This is a genomic window from Kocuria sp. APC 4018, assembly GCF_030407675.1.
Taxonomy (GTDB): domain Bacteria; phylum Actinomycetota; class Actinomycetes; order Actinomycetales; family Micrococcaceae; genus Kocuria; species Kocuria rhizophila.
Genome location: NZ_JASDCY010000021.1, coordinates 1 through 23,229, shown reverse-complemented (window position 1 = coordinate 23,229; position 23,229 = coordinate 1). Strand labels below are relative to the sequence as shown.

21 protein-coding genes and 1 tRNA gene are annotated in these 23,229 nt (G+C 70.3%); 5 read left to right on the top strand and 17 right to left on the bottom strand.

Annotated features, from left to right (window positions below; all coding sequences use genetic code 11):
* Together QL985_RS05780 and gcvH are read right to left on the bottom strand one after the other, a co-directional pair.
* Complete coding sequence (locus tag QL985_RS05780; protein ID WP_135010512.1) at positions 1–444, bottom strand: FHA domain-containing protein; 444 nt, start codon at positions 442–444, stop codon at positions 1–3.
* Positions 445–476: 32 nt separating this feature from the next.
* The gene (gcvH, locus tag QL985_RS05775; RefSeq protein WP_019311009.1) at positions 477–863 is read right to left on the bottom strand and encodes a glycine cleavage system protein GcvH; all 387 of its coding nucleotides are present in this window, start codon (positions 861–863) and stop codon (positions 477–479) included.
* Between the two features lie 146 nt (positions 864–1,009).
* On the opposite strand from gcvH, the gene QL985_RS05770 reads away from it, so the two are divergent.
* On the top strand, positions 1,010–2,449 hold the full coding sequence (locus QL985_RS05770) for a potassium transporter TrkG (RefSeq protein ID WP_039101426.1): 1,440 nt from the start codon (positions 1,010–1,012) through the stop codon (positions 2,447–2,449).
* Between the two features lie 93 nt (positions 2,450–2,542).
* Positions 2,543–3,232 (top strand): TrkA family potassium uptake protein, encoded by a 690-nt coding sequence (locus QL985_RS05765; RefSeq protein WP_039101427.1) that lies wholly within the window; start codon positions 2,543–2,545, stop codon positions 3,230–3,232.
* A gap of 117 nt (positions 3,233–3,349) precedes the next feature.
* Here QL985_RS05765 and QL985_RS05760 read toward each other — a convergent pair whose 3' ends face one another.
* The 3 genes from QL985_RS05760 to QL985_RS05750 form a co-directional block, all read right to left on the bottom strand.
* Positions 3,350–4,348, bottom strand: coding sequence for a GTP-binding protein (locus QL985_RS05760; RefSeq protein ID WP_135010514.1), 999 nt, complete (start codon positions 4,346–4,348; stop codon positions 3,350–3,352).
* A 135-nt stretch (positions 4,349–4,483) separates the two neighbouring features.
* Positions 4,484–5,632, bottom strand: a complete 1,149-nt coding sequence (locus tag QL985_RS05755; protein WP_135010515.1) for an aminotransferase class I/II-fold pyridoxal phosphate-dependent enzyme — start codon at positions 5,630–5,632, stop codon at positions 4,484–4,486.
* A 32-nt stretch (positions 5,633–5,664) separates the two neighbouring features.
* Positions 5,665–6,138: a hypothetical protein gene (locus QL985_RS05750; RefSeq protein WP_039101431.1), complete on the bottom strand. Its 474-nt coding sequence runs from the start codon at positions 6,136–6,138 to the stop codon at positions 5,665–5,667.
* Between the two features lie 238 nt (positions 6,139–6,376).
* Between QL985_RS05750 and QL985_RS05745 the strand changes: the two genes are divergently transcribed.
* On the top strand, positions 6,377–7,144 hold the full coding sequence (locus QL985_RS05745; RefSeq protein WP_135010516.1) for a hypothetical protein: 768 nt from the start codon (positions 6,377–6,379) through the stop codon (positions 7,142–7,144).
* A gap of 54 nt (positions 7,145–7,198) precedes the next feature.
* On the opposite strand, the gene QL985_RS05740 is transcribed toward QL985_RS05745, so the two are convergent.
* The 11 genes from QL985_RS05740 to QL985_RS05690 all read right to left on the bottom strand — a co-directional run bounded on the left by QL985_RS05740 (position 7,199) and on the right by QL985_RS05690 (position 18,708).
* Positions 7,199–7,275: transfer RNA gene (locus tag QL985_RS05740), tRNA-Pro, on the bottom strand.
* A gap of 211 nt (positions 7,276–7,486) precedes the next feature.
* Positions 7,487–9,031 (bottom strand): ribosome biogenesis GTPase Der, encoded by a 1,545-nt coding sequence (gene der / locus QL985_RS05735; protein WP_019310971.1) that lies wholly within the window; start codon positions 9,029–9,031, stop codon positions 7,487–7,489.
* Positions 9,028–9,780, bottom strand: a complete 753-nt coding sequence (gene cmk, locus QL985_RS05730) for a (d)CMP kinase (protein ID WP_019310970.1) — start codon at positions 9,778–9,780, stop codon at positions 9,028–9,030. Before cmk ends, der begins: the two co-directional genes overlap by 4 nt.
* Entirely contained in the window at positions 9,780–10,898 is a 1,119-nt protein-coding gene (locus tag QL985_RS05725) for a prephenate dehydrogenase (RefSeq protein WP_039101434.1), read from the bottom strand. Before QL985_RS05725 ends, cmk begins: the two co-directional genes overlap by 1 nt.
* The gene (locus QL985_RS05720) at positions 10,895–12,001 is read right to left on the bottom strand and encodes a pseudouridine synthase (protein WP_059281122.1); all 1,107 of its coding nucleotides are present in this window, start codon (positions 11,999–12,001) and stop codon (positions 10,895–10,897) included. Before QL985_RS05720 ends, QL985_RS05725 begins: the two co-directional genes overlap by 4 nt.
* Positions 12,002–12,008: 7 nt before the next feature.
* Positions 12,009–12,686, bottom strand: a complete 678-nt coding sequence (locus QL985_RS05715) for an SMC-Scp complex subunit ScpB (RefSeq protein ID WP_100205765.1) — start codon at positions 12,684–12,686, stop codon at positions 12,009–12,011.
* 192 nt (positions 12,687–12,878) lie between these two features.
* Positions 12,879–13,763 carry a ScpA family protein gene (locus QL985_RS05710; RefSeq protein WP_019310966.1) on the bottom strand — a complete coding sequence of 295 codons (885 nt, stop codon included), beginning with the start codon at positions 13,761–13,763 and terminating at the stop codon, positions 12,879–12,881.
* 28 nt (positions 13,764–13,791) lie between these two features.
* Positions 13,792–14,685, bottom strand: a complete 894-nt coding sequence (locus QL985_RS05705; RefSeq protein ID WP_059281121.1) for an AAA family ATPase — start codon at positions 14,683–14,685, stop codon at positions 13,792–13,794.
* Complete coding sequence (locus tag QL985_RS05700; RefSeq protein ID WP_128973287.1) at positions 14,682–16,088, bottom strand: hypothetical protein; 1,407 nt, start codon at positions 16,086–16,088, stop codon at positions 14,682–14,684. The genes QL985_RS05705 and QL985_RS05700 overlap by 4 nt, the downstream gene beginning before the upstream one ends.
* Positions 16,085–17,122: a glycosyltransferase gene (locus QL985_RS05695; RefSeq protein WP_059281120.1), complete on the bottom strand. Its 1,038-nt coding sequence runs from the start codon at positions 17,120–17,122 to the stop codon at positions 16,085–16,087. Before QL985_RS05695 ends, QL985_RS05700 begins: the two co-directional genes overlap by 4 nt.
* Positions 17,119–18,708: a cation:dicarboxylase symporter family transporter gene (locus QL985_RS05690; RefSeq protein WP_259921376.1), complete on the bottom strand. Its 1,590-nt coding sequence runs from the start codon at positions 18,706–18,708 to the stop codon at positions 17,119–17,121. Before QL985_RS05690 ends, QL985_RS05695 begins: the two co-directional genes overlap by 4 nt.
* Before the next feature lie 149 nt (positions 18,709–18,857).
* Here QL985_RS05690 and QL985_RS05685 point away from each other — a divergent pair, with 149 nt between their 5' ends.
* Together QL985_RS05685 and QL985_RS05680 are read left to right on the top strand one after the other, a co-directional pair.
* Positions 18,858–20,648, top strand: a complete 1,791-nt coding sequence (locus QL985_RS05685; protein ID WP_144802822.1) for an ATP-binding protein — start codon at positions 18,858–18,860, stop codon at positions 20,646–20,648.
* Positions 20,645–21,343 carry a response regulator gene (locus tag QL985_RS05680; RefSeq protein WP_259905209.1) on the top strand — a complete coding sequence of 233 codons (699 nt, stop codon included), beginning with the start codon at positions 20,645–20,647 and terminating at the stop codon, positions 21,341–21,343. The genes QL985_RS05685 and QL985_RS05680 overlap by 4 nt, the downstream gene beginning before the upstream one ends.
* A gap of 89 nt (positions 21,344–21,432) precedes the next feature.
* On the opposite strand, the gene QL985_RS05675 is transcribed toward QL985_RS05680, so the two are convergent.
* Positions 21,433–23,229: AMP-binding protein (locus QL985_RS05675; RefSeq protein WP_290147602.1), on the bottom strand; the 1,797-nt coding region annotated here is incomplete at its 5' end.

The window sequence follows — 23,229 nt, the reverse complement described above, 5'->3', positions numbered from 1 at the left end:
TCAGGACCCGTTCTGCACGGAGTGGTAGAACGTGAAGCGGAACTTGCCGATCTGCACCTCGTCACCGTTCTCGAGCACCTTGGTGTTCACGCGGTCGCTGTTGACGTACGTGCCGTTGAGCGAGGCCTGGTCCACGATCTCGAAGGTGTTGTTGCGGCGGATGAACTCCGCGTGCCGCCGGGAGACGGTGACGTCGTCCAGGAACACGGAGCACGCGGGGTGGCGTCCGGCCACGACCTCGTCCCGGTCCAGCAGGAAGCGCGCACCCGTCAGCCCACCGTTGGTCTCGAGCAGCAGAGCAGACCCCGGGGGAAGCGAGGCCACGGCGTTCTGCTCACCCTCGGTGAGTTTGTGCTGCGCGGCGGTGGAGAGCACGTCCGCGACGATCTGGATGGACGTGGTCTCCGGGCCCGACTGCGCGCCCGAGTTCTCTTGATTAGGCATGGGTTCCCCTCAGCTCACGTGGAAGTTCGAGTCTAGTCCAGCAGCTGCTGGTAGGCCTGCGCGTCCAGCAGGTCGGCCGTGGCGTCCTGGGACTCCACCCGCACCGTGAAGAGCCAGCCGGCCTCGTAGGGTGCGTCGTTGAGCAGCCCCGGGGTGTCCGAGAGCTCGTCGTTGACGGAGACGATCTCACCGCTGACGGGAGCGAAGAGGTCGCTCACGGACTTGGTGGACTCGATCTCCCCCACCACGTCCCCCGCCGTGACGGAGTCCCCGACCTCCGGCAGCTGGACGAAGACGACCTCACCCAGCTCACTCTGGGCGTGGTCGGTGATGCCCACCTTGAAGGTGCTGTCGTCGTTGAGGTCCTGGACCCACTCGTGCTCTGCCGTGTACGCGAGTTCCGCGGGAATGTTGGTCATGCCGGTCAGTTTAGGGCACATCCGCGGCAGTAGCGCACATCACACGCGTGCGTGTGCAGTGCAACCGTTTCGCCGTAGCCCAACACGCTCCGTGCGCAGCGCCACGAATGGGTGTCCGGGGGCCGCCACCGGGGTATTTTGGCCCGGTGCCCATCACCGAGGCTTTTCGCCAGGCGGCGATCCGCGTCCACACCCACGGCTCCCGGATCCGCCGGACCGTCCCCACAATGAGGTCCCGCCGGGACCCCCTGCACGTCCACGAGCTGACCCCGGGGCGTTCCGCGCGTCTGATTCTCTCCGCGTTCCTGCTGGCGCTGCTTACGGGAACGGGTCTCCTCATGCTGCCGCTGGCCACGGTGGCCCCGGGCAGCACGGACGTGATCACGGCGGCCTTCACCGCCACCTCGGCGCTGTGCGTCACGGGGCTGATCACCGTGGACACCGCCACGTACTGGACCCCGTTCGGCCAGGTGGTGATCATCTGTCTCATCCAGGTGGGTGGGCTCGGCGTCATGACGTTCACCACCATGCTGGGAATCCTGCTGTCCCGTCGGCTCGGTCTCTCCGCCCGGCTGCTGACCAGCGCGGAGACCAAGTCCGGTGGCGGAGCGCGCCTCGTGGTCGCACGCATCGTGGGGACCACCCTGGTCATCGAGGGCACCGCGGCCACCATCCTGTTCCTGCGGTTCCTGCTGCACTACGACTACTCCGTGGGCACCGCACTGTGGCACGGGGTCTTCCACGCGGTGTCAGCGTTCAACAACGCCGGTTTCGCGCTCTACACCCTGAACGTGATGGACTTCTCGGGCGACGCCGTGGTGCTGCTCACCCTGTCCTCGTGCGTGATCCTGGGCGGCCTGGGTTTCCCGGTCCTCGCCGAGCTGCGGCGGCACATCAGGATTCCGCACCGGTGGAGCATGAACACCCGCCTGGTGCTGTTCGCCACCCCGCTGCTGCTCCTCAGCGGCACCGTGTTCATCCTGGTGCTCGAGTGGAGCAACCCGGCCACCCTCGGGTCGCAGTCCCCCGCCGTCAAGGTGCTCAACGCGTTCTTCCAGTCCACGATCTCCCGCACCGCGGGGTTCAACAGCATCGACATCTCCCAGATGCACCCCGTGTCGTGGCTCGGCATGGACATCCTCATGTTCATCGGCGGTGGCCCTGCGGGCACCGCCGGCGGGCTCAAGGTCACCACGTTCGGCGTGCTGTTCTTCATCGCGCTCACGGAGATCCGGGGCGGTGCCGCCGTGCCGGTGCTCGGCAAGCAGCTCTCCCGCTCCGTGCAGCGCGAGGCGATCACGGTGGTGGTGCTGGCCGCCGGGGCCGTCATCGGAGGGTCCATGCTGCTCATGCTCACGGACCAGTCCCTGGGACTGGACCGGGTGCTGTTCGAGGTGGTCTCCGCGTTCTCCACGGTGGGTCTGAGCACCGGGATCACGCCCGCACTGGAGCCCTTTGCCCAGTGCGTGCTGATCGCCCTGATGGTCATGGGCCGGCTGGGTCCGGTCACCGTGGCCGCCGCGATCGCCTACGGTCGACGTCCGCCCTCGTTCGGCCTGCCCAAGGAACGGCCGCTCATCGGCTGATCCACCCGCTCCCGCGCTGATCCGGCACGACGCCGCGCAGCGCTTCCCCGGCATCCCGCCGCCGCAGGACGCCCCACCCCGGAAGGAAGTCCCATGTTCGGTTCCCAACTCTCCGAGATCTCCCGTCGAGGCATGTCCGACGCCGTGGCCGTGATCGGGCTGGGTCGGTTCGGGGGTGCCCTCGCCCTGGAGCTCATGCGCAACGAGACCGACGTGCTGGGCATCGACCACGACCAGGCCACCGTGCAGCGCTTCAACGGCAAGCTGACCTCGGTGGTGCGCGCGGACGCCACGGACGAGGACGTGCTGCGCGAGCTGTCCGTGGACGAGTTCGAGCGCGTGGTGGTGGGCATCGGCTCCAACATCGAGGCGAGCATCCTCACCGCGTCCCGGCTCGTGAAGTTCGGGTGCCCGGGCATCTGGGCCAAGGCCCTCACCGAGCCGCACGCCGAGATCCTCACGCAGCTGGGCGTGCAGAACGTGGTCAACCCCGAGAGCGACATGGGCACCCGGGCAGCGCACCTGGTGCAGCACCGGATCCTGGACTTCGTGCCGATCGACGACGGCCACGCGCTGGTCCGCTGCACCCCGCCGGAACCCATCCAGCAGCGCCCCATGGACCTGCTGAACGTGAGGCAGCGGCTCGGGGTCTCGGTCGTGGCCGTGTGCCGCCCGGGCGGGCAGTGGGAGCCCATCGAGGCCGGGACCATGCTCTACGACGACGACCAGATCCTGGTGACGGGGCCCACCCGGAAGGTGGAGCACTTCTCCAACCTGACCTGACCGACCACGCCCCCGATGTCCGGATCCACCCGCCCCTGAGGCGGCGATGAACCTGCCGCTCCGGGCCCGGGCATCGCCGCGGGTCTCCCAGGACCGTGCGCGGCGGGGCCGCGGGTCTCACAGGAACCGGGTGAGGCGGCGCAGCTCGCGTGCGGTGGCCGGAGCTGGGGACCGGTTGACGATACCCGTGAGATCCACGGGCACGGCGGCGTCGTTCTCCGGGCCGATGGCCACGACCACCGAGTGTGGCGCCGCGCCCGCCGGCCGCGGTGCCCGCTCGACCGTGACGAACCCTGCCACGGAGTGCGCCACGTAGCGGCGGGCTCCGCGGACCGTGGCCACGTCCACCACGGCCTTGACGCGGTAGACCTCGTCCGGGGGATCCTCCAGCAGGTCCGCGAGCGCCGCCGGGTCCACCGTGGCGGGCACGTCCAGGCTCGCGGCGCGGTGGTGGACGTGGTGCGCGTGCCCACCGGCGGTGCCGAGCTCCCACAGCGGTAGCTGGCCGCCCTCGGGCACGGCACGCTCTGCGGCATCGAAGAACAGTCGCGGGTCCACGGCTCCCCACGGTGCCTCGAGCACCATGGCGTGGGGATTGGCCTGCGCGACCCGCTCGCGCACGCGCGCGGACTCGTGGGGCTCCGCCACGTCCGTCCTGGTGAGCAGCACGAGCGCCGCGGCCTTGACGTGCTGCGCGAGGTCCCAGCCACGCTGCTCGGCGTGGGGCACGTGGGCGGCGTCGACGACCTCCACGAGACCGCCGAAGCGGACGGAGTCCACGGTGCTGCCCAGCACGAGCTGGAGCAGCGCGGGCGGTTCCGCGATCCCCGAGCCCTCGATGACGATGGCGTCGAGGTCCAGTGCCGGGCGGGACAGGGTGCGCAGGGCGTCGTCCAGCTGCGCGGGGTCCTGCAGGCAGCACAGGCAGCCGCCCGCGATCGACAGGGGTTCCGTCACGTGGCCCGCCACGAGACCGGCGTCCACGTTCACGTCCCCGAAGTCGTTGATCACCACTCCCACACGGCCCCCGCCCGTGGCCAGGACGTGGTTGAGCACGGTGGTCTTGCCGGCGCCCAGGTAGCCGGTGAGGATCAGCACGGGGACGGTACGGGTCACGGGGCTCCTTCCACGCGGTGCGATGACGTGGGGGCGTTGCGCCGCGGGCACCGCAGGCCACCGCCACCACGGACCGACGGTGTTCTGTTCACGGGGCCAGCAGTGTGCCCCGGCCGAGCCGCAGTACGCAAGACGTCATCCGCGCGCGGCCGAGCTGAGCCGGTCCACCGCCTCCACGATCGTGTCCGGGGAGCACGCCAGGTTCATGCGCGCGAAACCCGCTCCCCCGGCGCCGAACGTGGGGCCTGATGACAGCGCCACCTTGGCGTGCTCCGCCGCGTGCTCGGCAGGGTCATCCCCCCAGTCCAGGTCCCGCATGTCGAGCCAGGCCAGGTACGTGGCGCTGCCCCGGCGGAACCGGACCTGCGGCAGCTTGTCCGCGAGCTGGCGCTCGAGCAGCGCGATGTTGCTCTCGATCACCTCGATGGTCGCGTCCAACCAGTCCGTGGCGTGCCGGAAGCCCTCCTGCGTGGCCAGCAGGCCCATGATCCCCGTCCGGTAGGACACGGCGTCGGGCACCGTGGCCAGCCACTGGGCCATGGGCTCGGAGTCCACCACGAACATGGCGGCCTTGAGCCCCGCGAGGTTGAAGGCCTTGCTCCCGGAGGCCGCCGCGACACCGTGCCGACGGGCGGCGTCGGACACGGACAGGTACGGGGTGAAGGTGGCGCCGCGGTGCGTGAGCGGTGCGTGGATCTCGTCGCTCACCACGTGGGCGCCGCGCCGCTCCACGATCTCGGCGAGCTCCGTCAGCTCCTCGTGGGCGTGGACCAGGCCCAGCGGGTTGTGGGGGTTGCACAGCAGCACCGCGCGGGCGCCCGCGGCCAGCGCGGCGTCGATGCCGGGCAGGTCCAGACGGTACGCGGCGCCGTCGTCCTGCAGCGGGACCTCCACCGGGCGGCCCCCCGCCTCCGCGACCAGGTGGTAGAACGGTGCGTACACCGGCGGGGTGAGGACCACGCCCTCGCCTGGGCGGATGAGCCGGCGCAGCGCCTCGACGATCACCACGGTGACGTCCGTGGTGTACATGATGCGCTCGGGGTCTGGCCGCCAGCCCCAGCGTGCGGCCGCGAAGTCCGCGTACGCCTGCGCCGCACCGCGGTCCGCCGTGGCCGCGTATCCCGTGTCGTTGTTCTCGATCGCGGCCTCCAGCGCGGCCTTGACCGGGGGCGGCGTGGGGAAGTCCATCTCCGCGATGAACATGGGCAGGACGTCCTCGGGGTAGCTGCGCCACTTGGTGCTCGTGCGTCGGCGCAGGGAGGGCATCTGGTCGGCGGTGGTCATGGGGTCCCTTCGAACGGTGCGCGGCCGGGACGTCACGAGCTGGTGAGCTTGTGGGCCTGCCCCAGCCGCAACAGGTCCAGCGTCTTCTCCTGCTCCTCGGCGCGCTCGCACAGCCGCCGCAGCAGATCACGGTCCAGCCTGTCGTCCGGAGCCTCCAGGAGCATTCGCCACCCTAGCCGCTTCGCGTGGACGGCGGCCACGAGTGCCTCCAGCTCCTCGATGTCGGACAGCGGCGAGCGCCTGCTGATCCGTTCGTTCGGCTTCAGCCGCGCGAGCCTCTCGGCCGCGCGCGCGGGAAGGTCCTTGAGCGCCGCCGGCTGGACCCCCACCGAGGCCATGACCTCTTCCAGGGCGACCTGGTCCTGCGCGATGTCCTCCGCCATGCGACCCACCGCCTCGCGCACCTCGGCGTCCCCGTGGAACTCGGCCACGCGGCGGAACGCGGCCACTCCCGCGGCCGATCCCGCGTGGTGGTCCTGCAGGTAGGTGGTGATGACGCTGCTCATGGTGCTTCCCTTCCTCGGTGTCCCTCCAGCCAAGCACGCGGCACCGCCACCCCACCACCCCCGGGCGGGTGCGGGTCGGTCGGACGACGCCGCGCGTCACGGCGCCGCGGCAGGCACCCCCGCGGCGTCGTCCGGCCGCGTCGTCCGGAGGTGGTCACCGGGGCGCTGCGTCATACTGGGGGCGACGCCGCGCGGGGGACGTGGCCGCGGCACCGAGGCTTCACGATCTGGGGGGATCATGACACCGGAGACTTTCATCGACTTCACCGCGCCCAACGGCATGCGGTCCTGGTACCACGTGTGGCGCACGGGCACCGCGGGGTTCCTGTACTACTTCGACGGCGACTACTGGGACCTGGACGACACCTCGATCAACTGGCCCGAGGAAGGGGACCTCGCCCGGCTCGCCGTGGCGGCGCAGGCCCGGAACCTCATGCTCGTGGCCGTGAACACCCCGGACACGGACGGCCGCGGGGACGGGTACACGTGGTGGGAGGACTGCAAGGGCAACGGCAAGTTCTTCCGTGCGCTGCACGAGCACCTCGTGGCGCGGCACTCGGACGTGGACTCCTCGACCCTCTGGCTGATCGGCTACAGCGGGGGCGCGGAGTTCATCACCTACGAGCTGCTCGACCGCGGCATCGAGGGCATGGCCCGTGGCGGGGCCGTCATCATCGGGGGCGGCGGAGCCGACGCGCCGGTGGCCCGCAAGAAGAAGGCCCGCCCCTGCATCGGCTCCACCGCCATGCACTGGTGGGTGGGTGAGCTGGACGTGGACGGCGCCACCAACCCGCCCGAGTGGAGCGCGCTGGGCGCCGCCGAGGAGGGCGTGGCGGCGTACCGTGCGGCGGGTTTCGACACCCACCTCCACGTGCTGCCGGGCGTGGACCACGAGGGGTACGACGCCGTGGCGTGCCTCTCCCACGCGCTGGCACCGGTGTCCCGCGCGGCGGGGCTCAAAGCACGGCTCAGCGACGGCTGGGTACGGCTCACGAAGGACACGTGAGGGGCCAGGCAGGCACGAAAAACCCCGGTAGGACGACCGTCCTACCGGGGTGATTGGTCGGGATGACAGGATTTGAACCTGCGACCCCTTGACCCCCAGTCAAGTGCGCTACCAAGCTGCGCCACATCCCGCGACCGCGCTCAGCCCTGGGGAACCAGCGCCGAACACTTGGGATACATTACCCCACCCGGTCACGATTTTCACATCGACCGCGTGCTCCACCCGCGCGCGGTGACCTGCCTGCCCGGGGCCGGGGCGGCGTCGTCCCCGCTCCCGCCCGGCAGCGCAACGGGCCGCCCCCGGAGAAACCCGAGGACGGCCCGTCAGCGGAACGGCGGGGACTCAGCGCTTGCGCTGGCGCTTCTCCCGCACGCGCATGGTGACCTCCAGCGGGGTGCCCTCGAACCCGAACGTCTCGCGGATGCGGCGCTGGATGAACCGGCGGTAGCCGGGGTCCAGGAAGCCCGTGGTGAACAGCACGAACTTGGGCGGCCGGGAGGCCACCTGCGTGCCGAACAGGATGCGGGGCTGCTTGCCGCCGCGCACGGGGTGCGGGTGGGCGGCCACGATCTCCCCCAGGAACGCGTTGAGGCGCCCGGTGGGGATGCGGCGGTCCCACGAGTCCAGGGCCGTGTGCAGCGCGGGGACCAGCTTGTCCTTGTGCCACCCGGTCTTGGCGGACATGTTCACGCGCGGAGCCCAGGCCACGTGGGCCAGGTCCCGCTCGATCTCGCGCTCCAGGTAGAAGCGGCGCTCCTCGTCCAGGGTGTCCCACTTGTTGAACGCGAGCACCAGGGCGCGCCCGGAGTCCACGGCCATCTGCAGGATGCGGACGTCCTGCTCGGAGAGCACCTCGTCCACGGCGAGCAGCACCACCGCCACCTCGGCGCGCTCCAGCGCGGTCTGCGTGCGCAGGGACGCGTAGAAGTCCGCACCCTGCTGCAGGTGCACGCGGCGGCGGATGCCCGCGGTGTCGATGAAGCGCCACGGCTCCCCGCCGAGCATCACGATCTCGTCCACCGGGTCCCGCGTGGTGCCCGCGGTCGGGTCCACGACCACACGGTCCGAGCCGGCCAGCTTGTTGAGCAGGGAGGACTTGCCCACGTTGGGGCGCCCGATCAGCGCCACGCGCCGCGGCCCGCCCTCGAGCTCCGCCTCGGCCACCTCGGAGAACTCCGGCAGCGCCTTGACCAGGGCGTCCAGCGCGTCGCCCGAGCCCTTGCCGTGCAGCGCGGACACCGGGAACGGCTCCCCCATGCCCAGGGACCACAGCGCGGTGGCCTCGATCTCCAGCTGCGGGGAGTCCGCCTTGTTGGCCACCACGATGATGGGCTTCTTCACGCGGCGCAGCATGCTCACCACGGCCTCGTCGGTCGCGGTCACGCCCACGGTCACGTCCAGCACGAGCAGCACGGCGTCCGCGTTCTCCACGGCCAGCTCGGCCTGGTCCGCCACGCGCTTGTTGATGCCCTTGGCGTCCTGCTCCCAGCCGCCGGTGTCCACCAGGGTGAAGTTCTTGCCGTTCCACTCCGCCTTGTAGGAGACACGGTCACGGGTCACGCCCGGGGTGTCCTCCACCACGGCCTCGCGGCGACCGATCACGCGGTTGACCAGCGTGGACTTGCCCACGTTGGGGCGGCCCACCACGGCCACCACGGGATCGGGGCGGCGGGCGTCCCGGTCCTCCTCGCCGTCGATCCAGTCCGCGAGCAGCGCGGCGTCCTCGTCGTCCAGCTCGTAGTCGGCCAGTCCCTCGCGCAGTGCCTGCGCACGGGCCTCGGCCTCGGTGTCGTCGATCGCGGCCAGGCGCTGCGAGATGTCCTCGTTGCCCCCGCCCAGCACGGACTGCTCGTAGGAGTCCACCGTGGGCTCGTCGGGTGCGCTCATGGTTGCCTCGCTTCCTCGGGGGCGTCAGCGCCCGTCTCGTCGGGGGCCGTGGCGGCCCCCTCGTGTGTCGTGTCCGTGGTGCGGATGACCAGGTCGATCACGCCCTGCACGGTCTGTTCCATGGTCAGTTCGGAGGAGTCCAGCAGGTGCACGCCGTCCTGCGCGTTCATGAAGTCCACCACGGTGGCGTCCTTCGCATCACGGCCCACCACCTGCGCCTCCAGGTTCGACGACGCCGCCGCGCCCAGCTGCCGGCCGCGCCGCGCCATCCGCGCCGCTTCCGAGGCGGTGAGCAGGATCCGCACGTCCGCGTCCGGGGCCACCACCGTGGTGATGTCCCGACCCTCGGCCACGATCCGGAATCCGCTGTCCCGGATGATGTCCTGCTGCATGCGCACCAGCACCTCCCGGGCGGGGACGATCGTGGAGACCCGGGAGACGTTGTCCGTGACCAGGTCCCCGCGGATCGCGGAGCGGACGTCCTCGCCGTTGACCAGGATGCGCTCCTCGTCCGGGTCCGTGCCCATCTCCAGCGGCACCGTCTCGGTGGCCGCCACCACGGCCTCGTGGTCGTCGAAGCTCACCCCCGAGTCCAGGCACCACCACGTCACCGCGCGGTACATCGCCCCGGTGTCCAGGTAGGCGAGCCCGAACCGCCGCGCCACCTCCTTGGACACCGAGGACTTCCCGGACCCCGAGGGCCCGTCGACCGCGATGACCAGCCGTGCGCTCTCATCCCGTGCGTTCATCACTGCACCACCTTCCAGCCGCGTGTCTGCAGCTCCTCCACGAGGTCCGCGTGCCGGCTCGGCTCCACCGAGACGGTCACGAGACCCACGGGCTGCCCGGGCGAGTGCTCCAGGCGCATGTCCTCCAGGTTGACCCCGATCTCCCCGATCTCCGTGAGGAGACGGGCGATCTGACCGGGCGTGTCGTCCACGGCCACCGTGAACGTGGCGAAGGCCTTGGGTGCCCCGCCGTGCTTGCCCGGGATCCGGGCCTGGCCGGCGTTGCCCTCGGCCATCAGCCGGGCAATGTCCAGGCGTGCACCGTCCGCGTCCGGCGCCTCCAGTGTGGCGATCAGCCGCTCCACGTCCTCCCGGACCTGGTGGAGGGACCGCACCACGGGCTGCGCGTTGGCAGAGAGGATCTGCACCCACAGCCCCGGGTCGGAACCCGCGATCCGCGTGGTGTCCCGCAACCCCTGCCCAGCCAGGGACAGCTGGTGCAGCGGGGTCTCCTGCAGCCGCGAGGCCAGAAGCGAGGACATCACCTGCGGCAGGTGGGAGATCAGCGCGACGGTCTCGTCGTGCTCCGCGGGCTCCATCACGGTCAGGGTCGCCCCCAGGTCCACCGCGAGGTTCTTGGCCGCGGTCACCGCGGCGGCTCCCGTGGCGGGGCCGGGGCAGACCACCCACGGCATGGACGTGAACAGCTCACCGCGCGCCGCCACCGGCCCGGACTTCTCGCGCCCGGCCATGGGATGGGTGCCCACGTAGCGGGTGAGGTCCGCGCCCGCCGCCGTGACGGCGTCGAGAACGGGGGCCTTGACGGAGGCGATGTCCAGCACCACGGCGTGCGGGTGCTCGGCCAGCGCCTCGACGACCAGCTCGGCGACCACGTCCGGCGGTGCGGCGACCACCACGAGCGCGGGCTCGGGGGGCTCCTCCCCCGCACTGCGGAGTGCGCGGACGGAGCGGCCCGCGCCGATGTCCTGGGCCACGGCCTCCGTGGTGGGCGAGGCGTCCCGGATCAGGACCTCCACCCCCAGGTGGCGCAGCCCCAGCCCGATGCTCGCCCCGAGCAGTCCGGAGCCCACCACCAGCACGGGGCCGGTGCTCGTGGGTGCGGTGGGAACCACGCTCACATCCCCACGGACGCGAGGAGGTTGCCCACCTCGGTGTACGAGAGCTTGCGCACCGTGCCCTGCTTCTGGTCGCCGATCGCGATGGGGCCCACGTGGGTGCGCGCGAGCTTCTCCACGGGGTGGTCCACGGCGTCGAACATGCGGCGCACGATCCGGTTGCGCCCGGAGTGCAGCACCACCTCGATGAGCACGTGGCCCGGGGTGGAGTCCACCAGGCGGAAGTCGTCCACCTTGGCCACGCCGTCCTCCAGGCGGATGCCCTCCTTCATCTGGTTGCCGATGCCCTTCTCCACGGGGCCGTGCACCTGGACCATGTAGGTCTTGGGCACCTCGTAGGAGGGGTGGGTGAGCCGGTTGGTCAGCTCGCCGTCGTTGGTGAGCAGCAGCAGACCCTCGGTCTCCACGTCCAGGCGCCCCACGTGGAACACGCGCTGGTGCTTGCGCGGGTCCAGGTAGTCGCTCACGCAGCGGCGCCCGTCCGGGTCCTCCATGGTGGAGACCACGCCGGCGGGCTTGTTGAACGCGTAGTACACGAGCTTCTCGTCCGTCTGGATGCGCATGCCGTCCACGTGCACGGCCTGCAGCGCGGGGTCCACGCGCACGCCGAGCTCCGTGACGATCTCCCCGTCCACGCTCACGCGGCCGTCCTGGATCATCTCCTCGCACACGCGGCGGCTCGCCACGCCGGCCTGCGCCATGAGTTTCTGCAGCCGCACGCCGTTCTCGTCGTGGACCTCCAGCCGGTCCACGGGCGGGTTCTTGGGACGACGCCGCCGGTGCGGGCCGTGCTCCTTGATCGCCGAGGCGCGGCGCTCGTACTTGTCCACGCCCGCGAAGGCGCGGGGCTTCTGCGGGCCCTTCTGGGCGGCACCGGCCTTGGGCTTGCCCGGCCCCTTGCCCGCGGGGCCCTTGCCGCGCGCGGCGCCCGGACCCTTGGCGCCGGGGCCCTTGGCGTAGCCGCGGCCGCCGGCGGCGTCGCCGGAGCCCTTCTTGCCGGGGCCGGAGCGGAAGCCGCCCTTGGGCCCGGCCTTGGAGCCCTTGCCGCGGCCCTGGGGACCGCGGGCGCCTCCGCCGCGGGGTGCGTTGCCGTGTGATGAAGCCATGCGTTGTTCAGTCCTCTATCTCGTCGAGTTGGTCGGTTCCGGGCAGCAACGGTGCGATGTCCGGCAGCTCGTCCAGCGAGCCGAGACCGAGCTTCTCCAGGAAAAGGGGGGTGGTGGTGTACAGGACGGAGCCGGACGACTCCTCCCGCTCGTGGGCCGAGAGCAGGCCGCGCTGCACCAGGGTGCGCACCACGCCGTCCACGTTCACGCCACGGATCGCGGAGACCCGCGATCGCGACACGGGCTGCAGGTAGGCCACCACCGCCAGCGTCTCCAGCGCCGCCTGGGAGAGCCGCGAGCTGCTGCCCTCCACCACGAAGTCCGTGACAAGCTGAGCGTGGTCGCTGCGTGCGTAGATCCGCCAGCCCCCGGCCACGTCACGCAGCTCGAACCCGCGCACGCGAGGCGCGGTGGCGCTGGACGGTGAGGGAGCGCCGTCGCGGTGCCCCACGCCGTCCAAGGATCTGGAGGCCGACCGTTCATCATATCCGGCCATGGCACCCTGTTGGGTGGAGGCGGAGGTGTTTCCGGTCACTCCGTCGTACTCGGCCTTGAGGTGCTCCAGTGCGCTGCGCACCCGGTGCTCGGGCTCACCCGTGACCCGGGAGAACTCCGTCAGGCTCACCGGGGCCGCCGCGACCATGAGCACCGCCTCCAGCGCGGAGAGCAACTGGTCGCGTGTCATGCCGTCGGGATGCGACTCGTCGATCCTGGACACCGTATTGGCCGACGACCGTGCGTCGGCGCGTTCCGGGGCCGCCGGGGTGGTGGGTGGCCCGGCGCGGTACGTCTCCGCCGCGGGGGCCGTGGGGGGTGTCTGCTCCGCCACGCGGTCATCCTCTCCTTCGGTACGGTTCACACCGATCCTGTGCGGGACTCATTCTCCCAGGTTTTCGCCGTCCGCGCTCGGGGCGGTCTCCGGCTCGGCGCCCGTGTACTCGCTGCTGAGCGATGCGGCGGACCACTGCTCCGGGCCGTCCCAGCGCACGAGCAGCGCTCCCAGGACGTCCTCCTGGTGCAGCCGGACCACGCGGTCCCGGTACATCTCCAGCAGCGCGAGGAACCGGACCACCACCACCAGCGTGGACTCCGCGTCCGCCACCAGGGAGTGGAACGTGTGGTCCTCCCCGTCCCGCAGGATGTCCGCGAGCACCTCGGCCTCGTCCGCCACCCGCACCTGCGCGCCGTGCAGGTGCGCCACGTCCACCTCCTCGGGCACGTGGCGCTCCGGGTCCAGCGCCGTCACCGCGAGGTGCGCGAGCTGCTCGGGGGTCAGCGTCCACGTGAGCGGGGGCAGGGCCGTGGTGATGGCAGGGTCCAGATCCACCTGGCGGGCGATCCGCACGGACTCGGCGGCGAAACGGACGTTGAGCCGCCCGGCCACCTCCTTGAACGCCTTGTACTGCAGCAGCCGGGCGAACAGCAGGTCCCGGGCCTCGAGCAGCTCCACGTCGTACTCGTCCTCGACCTCGCCGCGCGGCAGCAGCCGGGCGGCTTTCAGGTCCAGCAGGGTGGCCGCGACCACCAGGAACTCGCTGGCCTCGTCCAGGGCCTTGGGCGAGGCGTCCTCCTGCAGGGCGCGCACGTACTGGATGAACTCGTCCGTGACCACCGACAGGGAGACCTGGGTGATGTCCAGCTCGTGCTTCGCGATCAGCGACAGCAGCACGTCGAACGGGCCCTGGAAGTTCTCCAGGGCCACGGTGAAGCCGCCGTGGGACTCCCCCGGCGCCTCGGCAGGGACGGCGACGACGCCGCTCACGCGCCGGGGCGGCGTCGTCGTGCGTGGTTCACGGCGCGCCGCCGCGCGAGATGAGCTCGCGGGCGAGCTGGCGGTAGGACTCCGCGCCGGGGTGGTTGCTGGCGAAGGCGAGGATGGGTTCCGCGGCCACGGTGGCGTCCGGGAACTTCACGGTGCGCTTGATGACGGTGTCGAAGACCTTGTCCCCGAACGCGTCCACGATCCGGGCGATGACCTCACGGGAGTGCAGGGTGCGGGAGTCGAACATGGTGGCCAGGACGCCGTCGATCTGCAGCTTGGGGTTGATGCGGTCCTGCACCTTGGAGATGGAGTCCACCAGCAGGGCGACCGCGCGCAGGGCGAAGAACTCGCAGATCAGCGGGATGATCACCCCGTGCGAGGCGGTGAGCGCGTTGACGGTGAGCAGGCCCAGGGAGGGCTGGCAGTCGATGAGGATCACGTCGTAGTGGTCCTCGACCTTGCGCAGCGCGGAGGCGAGCACCTGTTCACGCGCCACCTCGTTGACCAGCTGCACCTCGGCCGCCGAGAGGTCGATGTTGGCGGGCAGCAGGTCCACGTTCTCCACGTGGGTCTGCTGCACCACGTCCCACACGTCCACGGAGCGGTCCATCATCACGTTGTAGACGGTGAGGTCCAGCTCGTGGGGGTTGGAGCCGAAACCGGCGGACAGCGCGCCCTGCGGGTCGAAGTCCACCAGCAGGACCTTGCGGCCCAGCTCCGCGAGCGCGGCGCCCAGGTTGATGGTGGAGGTGGTCTTGCCCACCCCGCCCTTCTGGTTCACCATGGCGATGATGCGCGCGGGGCCGTGCGTGGACAGCTCGGGCGGATCCGGGAAGGTCCGCAGCGGCCGACCGGTGGGGCCTACGGCGTCCGACGCCGCAGCCTGGCTCTGCTGGGGCCTCTCATCACTGGCGTTGCTCACGGGCGACGGCCTTCCTTCCTGGGCGTGGAGTACGGGTCTCGACGCTCCACCCTACCGCCCGTGTCCGCGGCCGCCGGAACAGACCTGGGTCGTCGCCCCAGCCGAGAGCCAGGACTGGCGGGTAGCGCAGCTGCGAGCAGACACGCCGCAGTGACGACCGCCAGCACGGTCGGCACCCCCCGATTCACGAAGAAGGCATGGATCTGCGAGTGGTTGCTCACCGCGAGATACCAGAACGGCACCACGGCGGCCGGCATGGTCAGGACAGCAGCCACAACGAGGCGCTCGGCGCCCCCACGACGGACGGCCAGCACGAGCCCGATCAGAGCTGCCGCGATGCAGCTGATGAGAACCACGTGGGCGGTCGGCACATGTTCCCACCAGTACGACACGTTGCGCGCTATGCCGGCCCCGAAGCTGTCTGTGACACCCGCGGACGACCCGGAGGTACGGAATCCGACATTCTGCTTGACCATGTCAATCGTGCGTTCCAGGCCCAGGAAAGCCGCGCCAAAAGCCCACCGGGAAACCCAGGTGAATCCAAAAGCCGCCGCCCACGCAACCGCGCCGAGCACTCCCCAGCCTGCGGCATGACGCAGGTCGCGGGTCCGGAACCAGGTGGCGGCCGCCAGGACGAAGGTCGACATGGCCCACGGGATCGCGGGAGTGGTGAGCAGATCCACGTAGCAGAAGAGCCCCGCCCCGATGCAGAGTCCGAGGAGACCCCAGTACCGGCCGCGCCCCACTCCAGCTGCCGTGAGGAGGACGTTCAAGAAGATGAAGGCTATGGAGATCGACTGGCTGAAGGACGTCGAGGGTGTGGACAGCATGTTCGTGCCCATGACGAAAGGAAGGAAGAGCGCCAGCGACACAACCGTGGTGGTGCGGGCCCGCGTGGCCACGAACGCTGCGAACAGGGCCACAAGCATCATGGTCCCCGAGACGATGCGCAGCCCGTCCATTCCCACGACAGCAAGGGCCGGCCGGGTGAACACCGTGTAGCCGGCCCAGTACTTGTAGTAGTCCTCGTGGAACACTTCACCGGCGGCAACGGCCTTGATGTCCTCCACTCCGTCATCACAGTTGCCGATCCGCGGCATGCGCACCGCCCGGCTGAAGGCAGATTCTTCGGGATCAGCACCGAGTCCCGTTCCGACCACGACGCACTCCGTGAAAGTGTCCGAGGTGGACCCCATCCGATCACGCATGGAACTGGGCCCGTAGATTCCCTCGTTGATCGCGGAAACGAGATTGTCCACAATGGGCTTGTCAGGCACCGCTTGACCAACCACGAGAAGCCCGAACAGAACGAATTGAAGCGCCACCATGGCACCAGCGATGCGCAGCGCCCGGCCCTTCCACGAGTGCCGTCCGTAGTTGCGGGGAATGGAATAGGAAGTCACAGCTGATCGCGCCCTTCTCCCCGGTCATAGTGTGCATCGGCCACCTCACCAGAGGCAGGGCCACGCTGACTGTCTGCCACGGCCGCCAGCCCATCCGGATCGTACGGGGGCGCTGCCCAGCGCAGGTAGAAGAGCCGGGACATTTCTCGCCGAGTCATGACCACCCCGTTAAGCAAGGCGCCCAGCACCAGGAACACTCCCGCCAGGATCATGAGGGCAGAGGCGAGCAGCGCAGTGGGGAGCCGAGGGACAAGACCGGTCTCCAGGAAGGTCCAGACGACTGGCAGGCCGAGAAAGAGAGCGAGAATGCCGAGGATGAGTGCCAACGCACCATTCACGAGGAACGGGCGCTCCAGGAACAGCAGTTGGGAAAGGATCCGCAGGATTCTGAAACCGTCGTGGTAGGTGCGCAGTTTGCTCTCTGTCCCTTCGGCGCGGTCACGGAAACCGACCTCCACTTCGACCTGTGGCACCCGGGCGTTGACCGCATGAATCGTCAGCTCGGTCTCAATCTCGAATTCTCGAGACAGCGCGGGAAACGACTTCACGAATCGACGTGAGAAGACGCGGTAGCCACTGAGCATGTCCGTGACCGGGTGCCGGAATGCAAAACTCACGATGGAGTTGAAAGCACGGTTCCCGGACTCGTGGCCCGCCCTGTACGCGGTCGTGGACACCTGACGCCGTACTCCCAATACGTGGTCGTACGGTCCGGAGAGCAGTGTGGCGATCATCTTCGGGGCGTGTGCCACGTCGTAGGTGTCGTCTCCGTCGATCAGGAGGTAGACATCTGCGTCGAGATCGGCGAAGGCGCGGCGCACCACGTTTCCTTTGCCTTTCTCCCGTTCGATCCGGACGTGCGCCCCCGCCTCCGCCGCAACCTGGGCGGTGCGATCCGTGGAGCAGTTGTCGTAGACGTACACCTCCGCACGGGGAAGGTGCTGCTTCAAGTCCGAGACAACCTTGCCGATGGCCGCCTCCTCGTTGTGGCACGGCACAATGGCGACGACGGAGTGGTCTGAGGTGGGGCTCAAGGGGGATGTCCTGTCATTTTCACGAAATGGGGAGCGGGTCCGCAGGTCATTCTAGGGTGTTCGTCGCCCGCCCCGGGCCACTGCGTGTGGAAGACGTTTTTCCGGCGCCGCCGGCGGCCCCCCGCCAGGAGTAGGCGGGGGCCGGGCGAGCGCCGAGCGCCGTTCTCGCGACATTTCCGCTCGCGGCGATCGGGCACCGTGGGAGGCACGGGTGCCCCCGCGGCCTGCTCCGCCGGGGTCGGGGCCAGGTGGGGGTCCACCGCGAGCATGGCCTCGTCGAACGGCTCTGCTCCGGACAGCACGCGCTTCATCCGCGCACCGTCGACCTCCTTGACCCAGGTACCGAGCACGATGGTGGCCACCGCGTTGCCGGAGAAGTTGGTGAGAGCACGGGCCTCGGACATGAAGCGGTCGATGCCCACGATGAGGTCCACACCGTCCAGCAGGTCCGGGCGGTGGGACTGCAGCCCGGCGGCGAGGGTGGCGATGCCCGCACCGGTGACGCCCGCCGCGCCCTTGGAGGCGATGATCATGAACACCAGCAGACCGATCTGCTCACCGAGCGCGAGGGGCGTGCCCATGGCGTCGGCCACGAACAGGGATGCCATGGTCAGGTAGATGGCGGTGCCGTCCAGGTTGAAGGAGTAGCCGGTGGGCACCACGATCCCCACGACCGGCTGGGACACGCCCAGGTGCTCCATCTTGGCGATCAGCCGCGGCAGGGCCGCCTCGGACGAGGACGTGGAGAAGATCAGCAGGTACTCGCGGGCAAGGTACTTCATGAGCTTGAAGATGTTCACGCCGCATACGAACTTCAGCAGCAGCCCCAGAACGACCACCACGAACAGGATGCACGTGATGTAGAAGGCCACCATGAGGCCGAGCAAGGAGAACACCGCCTGCAGTCCGGTGGCGCCCACGACCGCCGCGATGGCCCCGAACGCGCCGATCGGCGCGAGCCACATGATCATGGAGAGCAGCTTGAACACGACCGCCTGCAGGTAGCCCACGGCCTTGAGCACCGGCTGACCGGCCGCGCCCATGGACTGCAGGGCAAAGCCCACGAGCAGCGCCACGAGCAGCGTCTGCAGGATCTGCCCGGAGGTCAGGGAGGAGAACAGGGTGGTGGGGATGATCCCCAGGATGAACCCCGTGGTGCCCTCGCCGTGGGACTCCTGGGAGCCGCCGCCCAGTGAGGACTGGTCGAAGTGTGCGTTGGCCAGGTCGAGGCCCGCGCCGGGCTGCACGATGTTGCCGACCACCAGGCCGATCGCGAGCGCGAACGTGGACATCACGATGAAGTACAGCAGGGCCAGACCGCCCACCTTGCCCACCGTGGCGGCCTTGGCCACCGATCCCACGCCCAGCACGATGGTGCAGAAGATCACGGGCGGGATGACCATCTTGATGAGCGCCACGAATCCTGTGCCGAGCGGCTTCAGTGCCACACCCACGGACGGGAACAGCAGTCCGACCACCACCCCGAGCACGACCGCCACGATGACGGCGATGTAGAGGTAGTGGGTGGTGTCGCGCTTCTTCTTGACCGGCGGGTTCGCCTCACGCGCGGCGGGTGGGTGGGACATGATGGCTCCTGGGTGTTCGGTGGTGGAATGGTGACCACCCTCACCCGGGAGCCGACCCCGTGTCTCGTTGTGGTCATATCGTTCATGACCGGCGTCACATCCGGGGTCACCGCTCGTCCACGGTCCACGTCCAGCACGGAGTTCGCACCATGTCCCTGGCCCAACGCTTCCTGGCCCTGCAGCTCGCCCTCGTCGTGGTGATCACCCTGGTGGTGGCGGTCGTGATGGTCGGGCAGACCCGCACCCGGGTCACGGACCGCGCGGAGTCGGTGACCCGGGTGGCCACCACCACCCTCGCGGACGACCCGTTCGTGCGCTCCTCGCTGCTCTCCGCAGACCCGCACGCGCGGCTGCAGCCCGTGGCGTCGGCCGTGGAGCGGGACACGGACGTGGACTTCGTGACCGTCATGACTCCCGAGGGCACGAGGATCACCCACTACGACCCGAGCCGTGTGGGCCAGCAGTACCTCGGGGACCGCACGCACGCGCTCGCGGGCGAGACGTACACCGCCACTGAGGTGGGCCGGCTGGGGCCCTCCGTGCGCACGATCGCCCCGGTGCGGGACGCCGACGGCACGGTGATCGGCCTGGTGTCCTCCGGTGTCCTGCTGGACCGGATCGCGACCGAGAACCGCCGTGAGCTCCCGGGTCTGCTGCTCATCTCGGGGTCGTTGCTCGCCATGTCCTCGCTGATCAGCCTCCTCATGGCCCGCTACCTGCACCGGGTCACGGGCGGGCGCTCCCCCGAGTCCCTGGTGCGCCAGCTCGCCCTCAACCGCGCCGTGCTCTCCGAGGCCCGCGAGGGCCTCGTGCTGCTGGACCGCGACGACCGCCCCGTGCTGGCCAACGCCCGCGCGGCCCAGCTCCTCGGAGTTGACCTCCCTGAGGACCACGGCACGACCGCAGCCGGGGACCGGACCGGATTCGTCGACACGGACTCCGCCGCGGCGGGGCCGAGCCGTTCCGCCGGCGTGGACCGGGGCGCCGGCACGCCGGAACCGCGCGGTCGACGACGCCGCTCCCCACGTCTGCGACGCCGGGTTCCGGTGCGTGCCACCCGTGGCGAGGGACGCCGCTCCCCCGTGTCCGTCCCCCGTCCGGTGGCGGGGCTGCTCGCGGAGGAGACCACGTTCACCGACCGTCGCTGCACCGTGGCCGGGCGCACCCTGGTGGCCACGTGCACGCGAGCGTCCGGGGACGAGACGCTGCGGGTGCTCATGGTCCAGGACCAGACGGAGCTGAGCCGGATGGCCGGTGAGCTCGACCTGGTGCGCACGATGGCCGCGGGGCTGCGAGCGCAGACCCACGAGCACGCCAACCGGCTGCACACCGTGGTGTCGCTCCTGGAGCTCGAGCGCTACCCCCAGGCCCTGGAGTTCGCGTCCGCCACCGCCCAGCTGTCCGTCCGGGTGGGTGACACCGTGACCCGCCACGTCCGGGACCCGTTCCTGGCGGCCCTGCTCATGGGCAAGGCCGCCACCGCCCGCGAGCGCGGGGTGGAGTTCGCGGTGCTGACCCACGGGGAGATCCCGGTGCTGGCCGTCGAGCCCTCGGACCTGGTGAGCGTGGTCGGCAACCTCGTGGACAACGCGGTGGACGCGGCCGCGGGAGTGCACCATCCGGGTGCCGTGGACGGCTCCGGCGGCGAAACACCCTCCGTGGAGGTCGAGCTCACCACATCGGGTGACGGGCGCTGCGTGCACGTCACGGTCTCGGACAACGGCCCGGGAGTGCCGCAGGACGCACGGGAGCGCATCTTCGAGCACGGGGTCACCAGCAAGCACGAGACGGGTGTGAGCAACGGCGTGGGCCTGCACGTGGCGCGAGGAATCGTCTCGTCCTGGGGCACGTCCATCAGAGTCGAGTGCGATGCGGGGGCGGTCTTCACCGTGGACGTCCCCGCCCTGCACCCCGCGGTCGCTGCGGAGGTGTCCCGGTGATCCGGGTGCTCGTGGTCGAGGACGAGCCCCTCACCGGCGCCGCCCACGCCGAGTACGTGGGACGGTGCGACGGCTTCGAGGTCGTGGGGATCGCACGCACCGGCCGGGCCGCGGTGCTCGCCGTGCGGGAGCGGGCGGCGTCGGGCGAGCCCGTGGACCTGGTGCTGCTGGACGTGAACCTCCCGGACATGTCCGGGCTGGAGGCCGCCCGGGCCCTGCGGGCGCAGCGGTGCGGTGTGGACCTGCTGGTCGTCACCGCGCACCGGGACGTCGCCACGGTGCGTGAGGCCACCTCGGTGGGCGCCGTGGGGTTCCTGGTCAAGCCGTTCTCGTTCCAGGACCTGCGCAGCAGGCTGGAGGCCTATTCCGCCTACCGCCGCGCACTGGCCAGCACGAGCCCCGAGGACGCGACGGTGGACCAGCCGCAGCTGGACCGACTGTTCGCCACCCTGAGCGCGGGCAGGCGCGCCTCACCGCCCAAGGGGCTGGCCGCGGACACGCTGGAGAAAGTGGCAGAGGCGCTGAGGCAGACCCCCGAGTTCCGTTCCGCGGGAGAGATCGCCCGAGACCTCGGGCTCTCGCGGGTCACCGCTCGGCGGTATCTCGAGCACCTGTGCGAGACCGGGATGCTCGAACGGCGGGCGCGCCGCGGCGCACCGGGCCGGCCCGAGCTCGAGTACGGGTGGCGTGGCTGAGAGCAGAGCCGCCCGCGTCGTTCACGGCGAAGCCCCGCCCCGGTGACTTGCTCCGTGGCGGGGCTCCGCGTCCGTGGTGGGACGGGACGCTAGTTCTTGGGCGCCAGCACCGACTGCAGCGCCTCCAGCACGGAGTGGTCCTCGATCGTGGAGGGCACCGTGTACTGCTCGCCGTCGGCCATCTGGCGCATGGTCTTGCGCAGGATCTTGCCCGAGCGGGTCTTCGGCAGGGCTTCGACGACGGCCACGTCCTTGAAGTCAGCCACGGGGCCGATCTGCGAGCGCACCATGGTCACGAGCTCCTCGGCCAGCCGCTCCTGGGTGATCTCCGCGCCGGTCTTGAGCACCACGTACCCGGAGGGCCGCTGGCCCTTGAGGGGGTCGTTCACACCAATCACGGCGCATTCGGCGACGTCCGGGTGGGTGGCCACGATCTGCTCCATCTGCCCCGTGGAGAGCCGGTGGCCCGAGACGTTGATGACGTCGTCGGTGCGTCCCATCACGAACACGTACCCGTTCTCGTCGATGTACCCGGAGTCCCCCGTGGCGTAGTACCCGGGGAAGGCCGAGAGGTAGGAGGAGACGAAGCGCTCGTCGTTGCCCCACAGCGTGCTGAGGGTGCCCGGGGGCAGCGGCAGGCGCAGGGCGATGTTGCCCTCCTCGCCGGGGCCCAGAGGCTCCCCGACGGGGTCGAGGATCTCCACGTGGAATCCGGGCACGGGCACCGTGGGGGATCCCGCCACGATGGGCAGCCTCTCGATGCCGAACGGGTTGGAGCAGATGGCCCACCCGGTCTCGGTCTGCCACCAGTGGTCCACCACGGGAACACCCAGCACGGTGGAGGCCCACGTGTAGGTCTCCGGGTCCAGCCGCTCCCCCGCCACGAACAGGGCCTGCAGGGAGGAGATGTCGTGCTTGCTGACGAAGTCCCCCTCGGGGTCCGCCTTGCGGATCGCGCGCAGCGCGGTGGGGGCGGTGAACAGCACCTTGACCCCGTGCTCCTCCACCCGCTGCCAGAACGCCCCGGCGTCCGGGGTGCCCACGGGCTTGCCCTCGTAGACCACCGTGGTGGCCCCCGCGAGCAGCGGCGCGTACACGATGTACGAGTGGCCCACCACCCATCCCACGTCCGAGGCGGTCCACATCACGTCGCCGGCGGAGACGTCGTAGATGTTGGCCATGGACCAGCTCAGCGCCACGGCATGGCCGCCGTTGTCCCGGACCACGCCCTTGGGCTTTCCGGTGGTCCCGGACGTGTAGAGGATGTACAGCGGATCGGTGGCCGCCACGGTCACCGGCTCGGCGGGCTCCACGCCGTCCTGAGCCTCGGTCCAGGACAACCACGCGGGCCCGCCCGCGGCCTGCGAGCGCTCACGGGCCTCGGCCACCGTGGTGGTGAAGCCGTCCCGTTCGTGGACCAGCACCGCCGACGGCGCGTGCTCGCTGATCTGCAGGGCCTCCTCGATCGCGGGCAGGTACTCGACGCGACGCTTGGGCTCCACGCCTCCGGACGCCGTGACGATGGCCACCGGCCGGGAGTCGTCGATGCGGCTGGCGAGCTCCCGGGGTGCAAAGCCTCCGAAGACCACGGAGTGCACCGCCCCCAGTCGGGCGCACGCCAGCATGGCCACGACCGACTCGGCGATCATGGGCATGTAGAGCAGCACCCGGTCATCCTTGGTGACACCCTGGGCCGCGAGCGCGCCGGCGAAGAGGGCGACCTTCTCCTGCAGCTGGGCGTACGTGATGTGCTCCTGCACCCCGAGGACCGCGGAGTCGTAGATCAGGGCCGTGCGCTCCCCGTGGCCCGCGGCCACGTGGCGGTCCACCGCGTTGACGCACGTGTTCAGCTCCCCGTCCGGGAACCAGCGGTAGAGGGGGGCTGC

Excerpts from the sequence above, each read along its gene's own strand:
- QL985_RS05765 (WP_039101427.1), top strand. The coding sequence starts at position 2,543 with ATGTTCGGTTCCCAACTCTCCGAGATCTCCCGTCGAGGCATGTCCGAC.
- QL985_RS05715 (WP_100205765.1), bottom strand. The coding sequence starts at position 12,686 with ATGACACGCGACCAGTTGCTCTCCGCGCTGGAGGCGGTGCTCATGGTC.
- QL985_RS05685 (WP_144802822.1), top strand. The coding sequence starts at position 18,858 with ATGTCCCTGGCCCAACGCTTCCTGGCCCTGCAGCTCGCCCTCGTCGTG.
- QL985_RS05690 (WP_259921376.1), bottom strand. The coding sequence starts at position 18,708 with ATGTCCCACCCACCCGCCGCGCGTGAGGCGAACCCGCCGGTCAAGAAG.
- gcvH (WP_019311009.1), bottom strand. The coding sequence starts at position 863 with ATGACCAACATTCCCGCGGAACTCGCGTACACGGCAGAGCACGAGTGG.
- QL985_RS05720 (WP_059281122.1), bottom strand. The coding sequence starts at position 12,001 with ATGGCTTCATCACACGGCAACGCACCCCGCGGCGGAGGCGCCCGCGGT.
- der (WP_019310971.1), bottom strand. The coding sequence starts at position 9,031 with ATGAGCGCACCCGACGAGCCCACGGTGGACTCCTACGAGCAGTCCGTG.
- QL985_RS05750 (WP_039101431.1), bottom strand. The coding sequence starts at position 6,138 with ATGAGCAGCGTCATCACCACCTACCTGCAGGACCACCACGCGGGATCG.
- QL985_RS05755 (WP_135010515.1), bottom strand. The coding sequence starts at position 5,632 with ATGACCACCGCCGACCAGATGCCCTCCCTGCGCCGACGCACGAGCACC.
- QL985_RS05745 (WP_135010516.1), top strand. The coding sequence starts at position 6,377 with ATGACACCGGAGACTTTCATCGACTTCACCGCGCCCAACGGCATGCGG.
- QL985_RS05780 (WP_135010512.1), bottom strand. The coding sequence starts at position 444 with ATGCCTAATCAAGAGAACTCGGGCGCGCAGTCGGGCCCGGAGACCACG.
- cmk (WP_019310970.1), bottom strand. The coding sequence starts at position 9,780 with ATGAACGCACGGGATGAGAGCGCACGGCTGGTCATCGCGGTCGACGGG.